This is a genomic window from Streptomyces sp. NPDC060027 (assembly GCF_042737005.1).
GTDB lineage: Bacteria > Actinomycetota > Actinomycetes > Streptomycetales > Streptomycetaceae > Streptomyces.
Map to the genome: position 1 here is coordinate 1 of NZ_JBHWVI010000242.1, position 12,696 is coordinate 12,696.

General features: G+C 67.6%; 8 protein-coding genes and 7 pseudogenes. 3 read left to right on the plus strand and 12 right to left on the minus strand.

The features are described 5' to 3' along the window. Positions 1 to 266, plus strand: a 266-nt coding sequence (locus ACFWBT_RS36575; RefSeq protein WP_385707351.1) for a response regulator transcription factor, incomplete at its 5' end; no start/stop codon positions are given. 782 nt (positions 267 to 1,048) lie between these two features. On the opposite strand, the gene ACFWBT_RS36580 is transcribed toward ACFWBT_RS36575, so the two are convergent. Beyond that, on the minus strand, positions 1,049 to 1,462 hold the full coding sequence (locus ACFWBT_RS36580; RefSeq protein ID WP_385707353.1) for an FKBP-type peptidyl-prolyl cis-trans isomerase: 414 nt from the start codon (positions 1,460 to 1,462) through the stop codon (positions 1,049 to 1,051). A gap of 165 nt (positions 1,463 to 1,627) precedes the next feature. Between ACFWBT_RS36580 and ACFWBT_RS36585 the strand changes: the two genes are divergently transcribed. Further along, a complete protein-coding gene (locus ACFWBT_RS36585; RefSeq protein ID WP_385707355.1) occupies positions 1,628 to 1,921 on the plus strand; it encodes a hypothetical protein in 294 nt (97 codons plus the stop codon). Between the two features lie 297 nt (positions 1,922 to 2,218). On the opposite strand, the pseudogene ACFWBT_RS36590 reads toward ACFWBT_RS36585, so the two are convergent. The 3 pseudogenes from ACFWBT_RS36590 to ACFWBT_RS36600 form a co-directional block, all read right to left on the minus strand. Next, positions 2,219 to 2,314, minus strand: a pseudogene (locus tag ACFWBT_RS36590) (IS5/IS1182 family transposase); the annotation flags it as partial. Positions 2,315 to 2,619: 305 nt separating this feature from the next. Next, positions 2,620 to 2,838: pseudogene (locus ACFWBT_RS36595) on the minus strand (transposase); the annotation flags it as partial. Positions 2,839 to 3,447: 609 nt separating this feature from the next. Beyond that, positions 3,448 to 3,882, minus strand: a pseudogene (locus tag ACFWBT_RS36600) (hypothetical protein); the annotation flags it as partial. Between the two features lie 137 nt (positions 3,883 to 4,019). On the opposite strand from ACFWBT_RS36600, the pseudogene ACFWBT_RS36605 reads away from it, so the two are divergent. Next, a pseudogene (locus ACFWBT_RS36605) lies at positions 4,020 to 4,935 on the plus strand (transposase family protein). A gap of 71 nt (positions 4,936 to 5,006) precedes the next feature. Here ACFWBT_RS36605 and ACFWBT_RS36610 read toward each other — a convergent pair. The 8 genes and pseudogenes from ACFWBT_RS36610 to ACFWBT_RS36645 all read right to left on the minus strand — a co-directional run. Beyond that, a complete protein-coding gene (locus tag ACFWBT_RS36610; protein WP_385707357.1) occupies positions 5,007 to 5,552 on the minus strand; it encodes a transposase in 546 nt (181 codons plus the stop codon). A 42-nt stretch (positions 5,553 to 5,594) separates the two neighbouring features. Further along, positions 5,595 to 6,293, minus strand: a complete 699-nt coding sequence (locus tag ACFWBT_RS36615) for a TerD family protein (RefSeq protein WP_385707359.1) — start codon at positions 6,291 to 6,293, stop codon at positions 5,595 to 5,597. 203 nt (positions 6,294 to 6,496) lie between these two features. Then, positions 6,497 to 6,892, minus strand: coding sequence for a hypothetical protein (locus ACFWBT_RS36620; protein WP_385707361.1), 396 nt, complete (start codon positions 6,890 to 6,892; stop codon positions 6,497 to 6,499). A 296-nt stretch (positions 6,893 to 7,188) separates the two neighbouring features. Beyond that, complete coding sequence (locus ACFWBT_RS36625) at positions 7,189 to 7,719, minus strand: hypothetical protein (RefSeq protein WP_385707363.1); 531 nt, start codon at positions 7,717 to 7,719, stop codon at positions 7,189 to 7,191. Between the two features lie 2 nt (positions 7,720 to 7,721). Beyond that, complete coding sequence (locus tag ACFWBT_RS36630; RefSeq protein WP_385707365.1) at positions 7,722 to 9,959, minus strand: amidase domain-containing protein; 2,238 nt, start codon at positions 9,957 to 9,959, stop codon at positions 7,722 to 7,724. Between the two features lie 27 nt (positions 9,960 to 9,986). Further along, positions 9,987 to 11,822, minus strand: a pseudogene (locus ACFWBT_RS36635) (DNRLRE domain-containing protein); the annotation flags it as partial. Between the two features lie 167 nt (positions 11,823 to 11,989). Then, positions 11,990 to 12,197: pseudogene (locus ACFWBT_RS36640) on the minus strand (conjugal transfer protein TraA); the annotation flags it as partial. A gap of 112 nt (positions 12,198 to 12,309) precedes the next feature. Then, positions 12,310 to 12,603, minus strand: a pseudogene (locus ACFWBT_RS36645) (transposase); the annotation flags it as partial. Positions 12,604 to 12,696: the final 93 nt, after the last annotated feature.

Sequence of the window (12,696 nt, forward strand, 5' to 3'; positions counted from 1 at the left end):
CCGCAGCAGAACATCAGGCGTACCTGTCACTACAGCATTGCGAAGAAGCACGAACGCCCCTGCTCGCCACAACACAGACTTCCGTACCGCTCACCCCCCGCGAGCGCGAAATCGCTCTACTGGCCGCCAATGGCACAGCCAGCAAGGACATAGCGGAAGCCTTGCAGGTATCAGCCCGCACCATCGACAACCATCTGCAACACATCTACCAAAAGCTGGGCATCACAAAACGCAGCGAACTTGCCCAAATATTGAAGAAGTTCTGATTTTTGTTCAGTTGACGTTGATGCCTTTGCCTTCCGTCATCGACGACAGGGGCACAGAAGGCCGTGGTCCGACGCGTCGACCGACCGTCTGGGGTGAGGGCGGACGGCCGGAGCCTGACTCACGTCAGAGCGGGGCGGGCGCCAAAAGGAAGGAATGGTGGAGCGGGCTTCCGCCGCCGGACGCAGGGACGAGGCTGACGGGGCCGGCCTGGCCCCGAGCGATGCGGCAGTGCGAGAGGCGGGCTCGTCGGAGCCGAGTGCGTCACGGTAGCGGTCGGGGCGCTCGGGACAATGGCCAGGTCCCCGCCGTGGATAGCCGCGGAGCCCTTGCTGCCAGCACCGGGTGGTGGCTGATGCCGATGAGCACACAAGGCGGATGCAAGCCAAAGGCACCCCTGCCTGCACCTCGCAATTTTGGGCGGCGGTGGCGCGCCCGGCCGGATCGGCGGTAGTCCGCCTTTTGCCCGGTCGGGCGCCGAGGCTCTGTGGTGACAAACGAGGGATCGACACCACAGACGCCCCTTGGAGTCAGCAGGCTGAGGGCCCCGTGTCGGGCGGCTCACGCCCAGCGCGACACATGGTGTCCAGGGCGTGGTGAGGCAGTTGCCTGCCGCTCCGCTGCACCCGACTGCAGGCATAGAAGACCTGGCCCGGGTGGCGCCTGTGAGAGGCGGGCTCATCGTGAAGGATCTGGCCGAGAACGAACCGGTTCACCGAGGCGGCGAGCGCGCGGTGAGCCGCCGCAGCCGCACATCATGTCGGCCGCGGCCGCATCAAGGCAGCTAACGTCGTGGGTCGTTGCTCATTACAGAGCGCCCAGGATGTCGATGACGAAGGCCAGGGCAGCGTTCCGCCGGTATGTTCAGCAGAACACAGTCCCCCACATGCTTGCCGCTGAGGCCTTGCTCCCATCCCTTGATCACCATTCCTGAACCGAGCGGGCCCGGCAGCCTCCCTCGTGCACCGCACCGATAGTGACCATTCCGGGAACCCTCGAACGTGGCCTTCTCTCTACGGGAGACCACAGCTACAGAGGAAAAGGCAGCCCGAATCGTCGACCGATTTCTCCCTGGAACGCGGCCGCCCCCTCGCACTGACGCCAACTCAAGGCCGCTCACAACAGCTTGTAGGGTCCAATTATGCACGGGTTGAGTACGCGATTGCTTACGCCTCGCCATCCTGCGGACTATATACATGTCTTACATCACATCTCGTGGTGAAGCATTTACAGTCTGATCGGAGGGGCAATGAAAAGGATCATGAAACGTGTGGGGGTCAGCGCGTCTGCCGCAATGGCCGCTGTGGCCTGTAGCCTCACGGCAAGCGCACCAGCGCATGCTGACGATTCACGGTATTACCCCATGACGGGTGACTTCGTGACCGTCGGGACCGCGGCCAACCTCTTCTGGCCCTATTCCTGGGGTGTCGACTTGTACGACCCCAAGAATCCGCAGGCTGCCGTGAAGAGCGCGTCGGTCGTCGAACTCAACCTGACCGCTATTCCCTTTCACGTCAGGGCCACGTTCAGCGACCATGCCCGCGTCAACGCCCCCCCGGCGCCCTACACTTGGCTCAATGTCCGCGCCCCGAAGGGTCTTACGGCCAAGGTTATGTCCCTGCCGGACCACGAAGGACCGGTTATCAGTGTCGGCTAGCGGGTGCTCGGCGGCTCCCGCATCCGGCACCTGCTGACCATTTCGAGGCGCTCTACTTTCGAGCCCCGGCCGCTGTGAGCCAGAGACCGACTCTTCTCACACAGCCGGGGCTCGTTGGACGGTCAGCCGCACATCAAGACCTGCCCACCGACGGGCAGCGCATCCCGCTCACGCCGTCACCGACCAACGACAACGGCATCACCCAACTGCTCCACCTGCTGAACACGACCCCGTTGCGGCCCCTGTGACAAGACAGGCCCAGACGCCAACCCGACACGATGATCGCCGAACGCGGCCGCGACTACGGCGGCCCTCCTCCTGGGTGACGATGAGCATCGTGACCCACGCGACCAGGGCATGAGGCTGGCCGAGTGCGGCAGAACAGGCGACCAACAAGGTCGCCAAGCAAGCGAGTTGAGGCGTCGAGCACCTCCCCCAACAGCACGGGAGCCTCGCTGACCAACCCTCCAACCCTCGGATTCATCGGCCACAGCCTGTGGCATGCGTCGACATCGGCCTTCTCAGCCGCTCGCACATCAGTAGTTGCGGGATCACTGACACGCCCCACGCCCTAGCGGTGATCCTGGTGCTCGGGGTGTACCGGGAAGGAAATGCCGGGCTTTCACCCGTGCTCTGTCGGTATAGGGCGCCTGTGTGGGCGACGGCGCTGGTGGACGGTCCGACCTTAAGACGGTGTCCTACGTGGTGAGTTTGAGGAGTCGTTTGTAGCAGCAGAGGGCTGCGGCGAGTCCGAAGAAGGCCAGGTAGTTGCGGGGATTGCGTTCGTATCGGGGGCTGAGCCTGCGATAGCCGGACAGCCAGGACATGGTCCGTTCGATGACCCAGCGGCAGGCAGTCGAGCCACTCAGTGCCGAACTGGATGACCCTCTCGCCGAGTTCGGCCAGGTACGCATGTCCGCTGAAGGCGGTGCCTGCGGCCAGGCGGACAACCTGATCAGCGAAGTCGGGCAGGTACCAGGCCACCAGGTGCGTGCTGCGCGGCCCGTCGCCAGCGACACCCCGCGAAGGAGTGCCCAGCAGCAGGTGCACCGGTGCGGCCGGGGTGTCGTCGTCCTCGGCCGACGCGTCAGCATCAGAGCAGAGCAGAGCAGGGTGCGGTTGCAGTCCGCGGCGAATCCCATCAGCCCCAGCAACAGGCGTGGCGTGATGTGGTCACGGTCAAGGGACTCGACCAGCTCCCGCGCGGTGAGCGGATATTCGAACGTCAAGTGCTTCGTGGTGACGACGACGGGGGCGAGGAAGGCGTTGGCGTCGGCTGGCAGGCCGGCACTCTCCCGCAGTTGTTCCAGGCTGTCGGGCCGGGAGTCCTCGGCGGCGAGCCAGCCCACGACGTCGCATCTGATGTCGTTGACCCGGTGCAGTACGGCAGCGCCCAGCCACGGCCTGTCCGATCGTGCGACAGGCGCGTCGCGGCGGATCACGAGGAATCCCGCCGTGTGGTCGGTCAGAGCGTTCGGGGGGTGCAGGGGTTCGCCGGGCTGGTCCAGTTCTCCCGCGGCGGCCGCCTCGAACCAGTCCAGGAGGCGGGTGATGAACCCGTACATGCCATCGGCCGGATCCCACTCGGTCGCCGTCGAGCGGTATAGGCACAGGTGGCGGCCCCAGTTGACGTGCGGGGCGCCAGCGAAGCGGGTGTGCCGGGTGCGCACGCTGGGGGCGGTGAAGGGGAAGTTCGGAGGGATCCGCAGGGTGACCGCCTCGACGCTGCGCAGCCGCAGGCCGTCCCGGGTGCGCGGCAGGTTGGCGCAGCCGACGCTGACGCGGACCTCTACGTACCCGTCGGCGGTGGCGGCCACGTGCGTGGCCTCCACCGCTCCGTGAGATGCCTGGACGATCCGGTGCAGCTGGTCGAGGGCGAGCTGCTGGCCACCCGACCTCAACAAGTTCCTGGAGACGTTCGAGCGCCGCTGGATGCACCTTCGCCAGTACGGCACTACCACGTCATCGAACCGGTGAACCGATGACTCTGGGCATGCTGGAGACGAGGATCTGTGAGATGCCGACCCCTATCGAGCTGGTGCGTGATAGCGGGTAAGGCGTCGTTGCTGGCTGGTGACATGATCCAGGTGTGGTGGTCATGGTCAATCGGCAGGTTCTGGCGCATCGGCTGTTCGCGGGGGTCTCTCGGCACCATCTGGCCTGCCTGACCGAGGAGTTGGCGGTGCCGTGGCAGGCCGGAGTCGAGGGTCGCCGCCATGCTGCGCGAGGTGGGGTCCGGAAGCGGGCTGAAGGTGCTGGCGCCCGTCACCAGCTGGTCTTCGTGGATCGTCTGGTGGCCACGTTGATTCATTTGCGGCACGACCTGCCCCACGCCGTGCTGGGACTGCTGCTCGATGTCGACCGCTCCACGATCACCCGCGCGATCGGAGAGATACGCACGCTTCTGGCCGAGCGTGGATGCGCAGTTCCCGATCGCGCTGGCCTGCGTCTTCGGACGCTGACGGATGTCTTCGCCTATGCCCAGGCGGAGAGCATCGAGTTGCGGCTGGATGCCACCGAGATCCAGGTCCGGCGGCCACCGGCCGGCTTGGGTGGGCGGCGAATGTTCGTGTCCCGGCAAGAAGAAGCAGAACACGATGAAGGCCACCGTCATCGCCGACCGTCAGGGCCGCACGTTATGGGTCGATGCTCTGCGGCCTGGGCGGATGCATGATGCGACCGCCGCCCGCAACGAAGGGATCGGGATCTGCTTCCAGCACTATCCGGACGTTGAGGTCCTTCTGGACGACGGCTACCTCGGACTCCGTCGTGATCACCCCGGACAGGCAGTGACACCGCCCCGGAAAGGCAACAAGATCAGCCCGCCCGAAGTCCTTGAAGCCCGTCGAAGGGCCCGCCACTGGCACTCTTCGAAGCGCATCACCGTCGAACACGCCCTCGCAGACCACAAACGCTGGAAACAACTGACGCGCTGGACCCACCGACGCGAGACCCTGCCCGCCACCTACCGAGCTATCGCCAGCCTCGTCTCCGACCGCACCACCACAGCCTGACAACAGCCAAGGCCATGAGAAACACGCCTCACCCGCTATCACGCACCAGCTCGTATGAGCTCGTAACACGATCATGAGTGGGCCTTCTTGAGGCGTCGCCAGCAGATCAGACTGCAGGCGAGGGAGACGAAGGCGTCGTGGAGCTCGGTGCGGCGTTCCCAGCGGACGGCGAGTCGTTTGAAGTGGTGGAGCAGGGCGAAGGTCTGCTCGACGACGTAACGGAGCTTGCCCATGCCCTTGATGTTCGGGGCGCCCTTGCGGGAGATGACAGGCAGGATCCGCCGCTTGCGGAGCTCTTCGCGGTTCGGATCGGAGTCGTAGCCCTTGTCTCCGAGCAGGGCTTCTGGACGCCTGCGAGGACGGCCGGGTGGTGAAGGTGGCCGACGCGGAGGCATTGAGGTTCTTGTAGAAGGCGAGCTTGCCGCGAACAACCAGAACACTCCGAGCGAGGCGGTGTTCTGCAGCAGGGAGCGGACCTCGGCTTTGTCCCAGGGCTCGTCGCCGACCTGGGTGACGATGAAAGCGGGATCAGCTGCTCCGGATTCCTGGTAGTGGCCCACCGCGCGACGCATCGCCTCGGCGACGTTGCCCCAGCTCCAGTCGATCTGCGTGTGCAACTGCCCGATGCGGCCGCGGTAGTTGTCCAGCCGGGTCTCCTCCTAGAACGGCTCATTCCCGCTGGAGAAGATCACCGGTACGGTGCCGTCGTCGTCCAGGTTGGCCGACCGCGCGAGGACACGCTCGGCGAAAGCCTGCACCGCGAACGACTCGTACATCTCCTCCATATGCCAGTCGTGATCGAGGATCAGGTACACCGCAGCGCGCCGCGCTGCGATGCCTGTGTCCGCGAGGACCTTGCCGGCCTGGCGTGCAGGAGCCAGCAGTCCGGGGGCCTGCCGCTCCACCTTCGCCAGATCCACCACCGGTCGTGCCGGGCCAGATGCTCGAGGTGCCTGGTCTGCAACAGGCGCTGCGGAGGCAGCGGGCTGGTCGGGCTCGACGTCGACGCCGTAGTCAGTGGCCAGACCCGCCAGGCCGGAGGCATAGCCCTGGCCCACGGCGCGGATTTTCCAGCTGGCACCACGGCGGTACAGCTCAGCCACCACCACGACCGTCTCTCCTGAAGTGAAATCCGGTGCGGTGAACGACAGAGCGGGTGAGCCTGTCTGGGTGACTATCAGCTGCGGCGCGCGGGTAAAGACCGCGCCCGGCTGCAGTGGATCAGCGCTCGCCGCGACCACCACGCGGTCCACGGCCGCCGGTACGCACGTCAGGTCGGCGGTGACTGCCGAGCCGACGATCGACACACCGTCTTGGACTGGATGGTTGTAGAAAACCAGGTCGTTGTCGTTGCGCACCTTGCCATCTGCTCCGAGCAGCAACGTGGCGAACTGCTCGCGGGCTCCGGGGGCGAGGCCACCGACGATGGCGGGTCCGTCGTAGATGACGTGGATACGGGTCGCTCGCCCCTCGTACAGGACGTCCTCGAGGGCGGCGACGGCCGGGGACTTCTTGGGGTCGTCCTTCTGCCGGAACGTCTCCCAGTAGCGGGCGAGCTGCCTCAGGGTGGCGTCCGGTCGCCGTCGAGGTCGATACGGTGCTGGAACTCGGAGGCGAGGCCGAGCAGGGCGTCATGGATGCCGGCGACGTTGCCGCGATGGGTCACCGTCGGCAGGTTCCTCGCCCACAGGTGAGCGACCCGGGTGGTGTCGAGGACCAGGGCGTGGGCGCCCTGGTGGAGGAACTGGGCGGTGAGGGTGCGCAGGATGGTCGTGCTGCCGCCGCCGGCGCCGCTGCAGACCAGGATGTGCGGTGCGGCGTCGATGTCGACGGCGATGGCCCGTCCGTCGGTGCTGATGCCGATCAGCGCTGCCGAGGCGGGCAGCGCCTGAAGCTGCTCGCGCAGGCCGGGGTCGGTGAGGCGCAGCAGCTTCGGGAGCGCGGTCGTGTTCGTCATGGTGCGGTGTTCCTTTTCTGTGCTGTGCCTGGTGAACCGGGTGTTCTCCAGAGCGAGGGGAATCGTGTCGGCCGGACCGGGCAGGTCCCGGTTCGCGGCCGCCGCCCGGGCCGGGCCGGTCAGTCGAGGTCGGTGGTGCCGGAGGCGGCGCGGGGCCGGTTGCGTGCCCAGCGCTTGAGGTCGCCGACGCGGTAGAGGAGTTCGGCGCCCCGCTTTGCCGCTGATCATGAGTGCGGAGGCCCGCACCCCGATTGTTCGGAGTGCAGGCCTCGAGGGGCGCTGCGGGCAGGTGACCGCTAGTTCCCGGACGGGGTGCCGGAGGTGCGGGAACCTGATTGGCCGGGCTTCGGCGGGGCCCATGTGGGCTTGGCCGTTGCCTCGGCGGGGTCGGGCTCGGCGAGGGTCAGTCCCCAGGAGTCGTCCTTCTCTCCTATGCGGGCCTCGATCTCCTTGATCTGGCCGCTCTTGGCGAAGTAGAGGACCACGACCTGCCGTACGGAGCCTTCGTCGTAGAAGTCCGCTGTCACGTCTCCCTTGGCGGCGGTGCCGAAGGCCTTGACCCAGTTGCGGGCGGTGGCATCGGCGTGCGTGTCGTCGACGGCGAGCGCGGCCAGTGCGCCGGCGTCGCCGTCGGCGAGCCGCCACACGGCCTTCTGCACCGTCTCGAGACTTCCCGTGGAGGGGTAGCCGACGACCCGCAGCGGTCGGTGATTGCTGTAGTCCGTCTGATACGTCAGGGACTCGTCGTCCGACGTGCAGCCCGTCAGGAGTCCGCCCGTGACGGCGGCGGCCAGGGTGAAGCGGGTGAGCGTTGTCTTCCGTGTCATGGTCAGGACCTCGCCTTCGGGCGGAGGATGATGACCCGCTCGATGTAGTTGGGCTTGCCGCGGTACCGCAGGATGGCAGCCGCGAGGCTGGTCCTGTTCGAGCTGCCGTGCTGGATCAGCTGGAGCCCGTGCCGCTTGCGCTCGACGATGGCCACGTGGTTGTAGCCCCGTTCCTTCTTCCACTTGAAGAGCACGAGATCTCCCGGCTTGGCGGAGAGGGCCGTGACGTACTTGGCCCCGCGGTAGCGGATCATGTGCCGGCGGAAGTTCTCGGCGGCGGCCCAGGTGTAGCTCTTGTTCTTGATGCTGCCAAAGAGGTAGTACTGCTGCCACCAGGCGCGGTCGTGCTTGCGCCCGCCTTGGCGGGTCTTCATGTTGCCGCCGTAGTACAGCGCCTTCGACACGAAGTTGGTGCAGTCCTGGCCGTATTCCCAGCGCGTATTGGCGTTCCGGGAGGCCCACTTGACCGTTCCGGAGCCGGACACCTGCGCGGCGGCGCGCTTGACGCGCAGTGCCGGTTTCTGAGCGGCCGCAGTGGGTTCCTCGATGGGCAGGCCGTCCGCGTCGAGCGCGATCGGCTCGTCGGGCACCTCGCTGATGGGGCCCAGCGAGTCGTCGGTGGTCTCCAGAGGGTTGGCGGCCGAAGCCGACGCCGAGAGCACGGTTTCCATCGCGGGGGCGTCCGCCTCGACGTGGAGGATCGGGGCGCCGCTGTTGGTGCTGAAGGTGAAGCGCTGCTCCCGCCGTCCTTCCTCGGGTTCACCGCCCGGGTCACCCTGGTCGCCCGGGTCCGCCGGGTTCCCGTCCGTCAGTACGGCCGAGTCCTCGAGGATCGCGCGCAGGAACACCGTGCCGTTGTCGTCGACACCGACCAGGACGTCGGACAGCTTCGTGGTCATCTCGGTGTAGTGCTGACCGCGCTGGGCCAGTACGTTCCTGACCTCCGCGAGGTCCGCGGCCTGGGCGCCGAGCAGGTCCTGGAACGCGGCCCCGTGCGAGCTCGCGGCGAGGGCCGCCGCGGCGGTCGGATGCTTGTCGGTGAGGATGGCGCTGCGGGCGTCGGCGTACTGCTGCACGATCTCCCGGTAGGTGGCCGCGCCACCCGGTACGGCCACGGGGGTGAGTGCTTGCGACGCCGTGCCGGGACCGGTGCCGTACGGGGTGCGCGCCGTCACGGTCACCCGATGGGCGGTGCCGTTCTTCAGTCCGTCCACGACGATGTGCGCGTCGCGGGTGGTGGCCCTGGTGACCTCGCTGCCGTCGGTCTTCGTGACGACGACGGTGTACTCCGTGCCGTCCGTCGACGAACCCGGGTCCGGCGGCGGGTTCCAGGTGGCCAGGAGCCCGCCGTCACCGGCGCTCACGCGCAGGTCCTGCGGGGCTCCGGGCGCGGTCGGTGCCACGTAGGTGATGACGAGCTGCGGCCGCCTGGCCTGGTCCGTGCTGCGGCTCGAGTGGTAGGAGACGGGCGACGTGGTGTCGGTGGCGGGGAGCCGCACCGCGACCCCTTCGCCCGCCTGCTCGTCGATCCAGGACTGCACCAGCGGCGTGAGGTCCTGGGCGTCGGCGGGCGCGGTTTCGGTGAACGGGGCGTCGTCCAGCACGTCCAGCAGGCCGGTTCCGGTGTGCGGGGTGGCCCAGGGTTCGTGCAACTGATACATCGCGACGGGCCGCTGCGCGCAGGTGCCGGTGCCGCATTCGGCCGGAGTCAGCACGAGCCGGGCCCGGGTCACCCGGGCTCCTTCCGGCACCTTGCTGAGGTCCGGCTTGAGCCAGGCGGCCCGCTCACCGTCGGTGCCGGCGTCGAGGGTCAGCCGGCCGTCGGTGACGGCGGGGCAGCCGCCGTCGGCACAGGCCTTGGTGCCGACCGGCACCGTGGCGTCGTCGAGGGAGGGGCCCGTGAGGGTGACGGACGTGGTGCCGGGTGCCTTCGGGTCGCCTGCGTCGGTGGCGGTGAACTCCTGCTCGTAGGACCAGGCCGAGCAGCCCCGGTCGGTGCAGGCGCGCATGGCCCAGAGGTACGTCGTGCCCGCGCGCAGTGTGCCTTCGGGGACGCGTGCCGCGGCGCGCCGGCCGCTGTCCGTCCAGGTCTCCTGGACGCTCACCCCGGAAAGCTGCTTTCCGTCGGCGTCGCGCAGGACGAACTCGGCTCGTACGCGGCCCTGTTCGGGGCTGGACACCAGCCCGGACAACAGGGGGGTGAGGGACTGCGTGGCTCCGGACTCCAGTGCCTGCGGCATGTCCGGCAGATTGCCGGGACGGCGCCCGGTGCCGACCGTGAAGGTGGCCCAGTCGGACCAGGCGAGGTTGTAGTGCGTGCCGTCGTAGGGGCTGGTGCGGAACCGGTAGGTCGCACCGTCCTTGAGGGTGCCGTCGGGGACGGTCACGGCTGCGGCGCGTCCGGAGTCGACGCGTGGCGAGACGAGGTGGTCTCCCACCTGTTTGCCGGTCGCCGCATCGACGATCTCGAAGGTGCCGGTGACACGGTCGCCGTCCTTGTCGGAGAACGTGTCCCGCAGTGTCGGCGTCGTGGTGTCGACCTGCCAGGTGTCCGAGGCGTCCTTGGCGAAGGGCGGGCCGGCCTGGCGGTTGTTGCCCGACCGCGGGCGGAAGTTGTAAGTGACCGTCAGCTTGGGCGGGTTGCTGGTGGCGTTGGCGGAGTTGACCCGCTTCCACTGCCCGACGGCGGACTCGTCGGCGGCCCTCAGGCCCATGCCGGCCTGTGGCGCCTTGGAGGAGGCCCACGTCTGTACGAGTGAGGTCACATCGGCGTTGATCCAGCCGCCTGCGCCGCACTTCGGATTGCCCTTGGTCTCGGTGGACGTCGCGTGCTGGGTGTGCAGGGTGGGCTGGGACGTCCAGCGGCTCGAGACCGAGGCTCTGTCGGCCGACCAGACTGTCCAGGGCTGGGGCTTGCAGTCGGTGTCGCCCGAGTGGAAGTTCCACAGGCTGAGCTCGGCGTTTGTCACCAGGGCGTTCGCGAGGGGGGCCGTTCCCCAGGTGATGAAGGACCGTGCGGTGCGCGGGGTGCCGTTGGGGTTCTTCGTGCCGGGGTTGCCGAAGTCCAGCTCGGTGTCGGTGGACCAGTCGCGGGCTTCGCCCTGCTGGACGTACGTGTCGAAGACGTTGCTGAGGACGGAGGTCGAGGGGTCGACGGTGACCGGGTACCGGGTCGTGGGGTCAGCCAGGAACGCGGGGTCCGGCGCGACCACGAGGTCGATCGTGGAGTCCCGCTGCTTCACCTGCATCGCCACCGGCACGCGGTGGGTGTGCTCGCCGGACCGTTCGTCGACGGTCGCGTCCCACATCACCGGGGCGGGCATGACGGCCCGCTCCTGGCCGGTCTCGCGGTCCGTGAACAGCACGCTGGAGTCCGGCTGTTGCTCGGCGCGCAGTCCTTCCGCACGCAGTGAAAGGGTGTAGCCGTAGTCCTTGGTGGACGGGCGCTGCTTGATCTCGACGTACTGCTCGAATCCCGTACGGGTGGCTTCCACGACGACGTCGGCGCCCGGGACGGCATCGGGGTAGGTGGCGCGGTTGCCGTCCAGTTCGGGCTGCGGCAAACCGCCCTTCCACTGGAGGGTGACCTGCTGCTCGCCCTCGCCGAGGGTGACGAGGTCGCGTGCGCCTGCGTTGCGGGCGGCGCTGAGGGAGGAGGCGGGTGTCCCGCCCTTGCCTGCGAGGGTGAGCGAGGCGGGGTGTGCTTTGGCTGCCACGGTGCCGTCACGGCGTTCGGTGAGATCGGTGTCGACGGTGACCCAGCTGCCGTTCCGGTCGAACCGTACGGGGCCGGCGGTGAGTTCAGTCGTCAGGGAGCCGTCCTGGGCGACCCAGGTGGTGGACGTCTCGGTGCGCTCGGACAGTGCCTCCACCCGCTTGCCGGAACGTTTCGCCTCAGCGAGGGCGGACGGAACGTCGGGGGCGGAGAGTTTCCCGGCCGGGCCGTTCACGGCGGGTGTTGCCGCGACGGCCGGCGGGGGCGCTGCCAGAACGGCCCCGCTCAGGAGAGTCAGGGAGAGGGCGAGCAAGGCAGTGGTGCGGGGAAGGCGTCTGAGCGCGCGCGAAGTGACCCGTTCCCCCGGAACGGGCGGTGGTATGTGCATGGTGTGCATTCGACCCTTGGTCAGAGAGCGATGAAGAAGTCGTAAAGCTAATGCCTGGCTGGTGTGCACACATCACCGAGAGGGCGTTTTGTTCCACTATGATCATGGGTGGTCTGCGGTGGGCTTTGTCACGGAGAAGTGAGGGAACCTCAAGCTCCTTTTGCCGTACGCCCTTTCGCGACGCCAGCGGCAAAGCGGACCTGCTCGTAGCGAGACGCCGACCGGTTGCGGGTCAGGGGGCGGATCACGGCCTGCCGTCGACGCCGGCCTGAAACGATCTGTTCGTCCAGGCTGGGCTCGTGGGGTCGGCCGCGTAGGACGTGGGCGAGGTGGCGGCGGGCTTCAGCGCTGGAACGCGCCGCGCATCACGTACACCGCCTTCCTCGGGCACTTCGAACGACGCAACTGTCCATCGGAATCTGCGCACCCGCATTCGGAACTCCCTGCATCCACGAACACGTCCCGTTGACCGAAGTAGGGTCCGTCTTCAAACGGATCTTGCCCAGAGCAGGAATGACGCGAGACTGACCGCTGCCTCGTAGGAGGTGGCGGTCTTGTCGTATCTGGTGGCGATGCCGCGGAAGCCTTTGAGCTGGTTGAAGCAGCGTTCCACGACGTTGCGCCGGCGGTAGATCTGCCGGTCGAAGGCCGGTGGCCTGCCTCCGTGGCGGCCGCGGTTGTGCCGGTGTCGCTGTTGGTCGTTCTTCTCCGGGATGGTGCACGCGATGCCGCGTCTGCGCAGGTAGGCGCGGAAGCCGCGGGAGCCGCGGGAGCTGTAGGCCTAATAGGCGTTTAGGGCTGGGAGTTGGATCAGCTCTGGGCAGGGGCCGAGCGAGATGTCTTGCTGTATGCCGCGCTTTGAGTGCTTCGACAA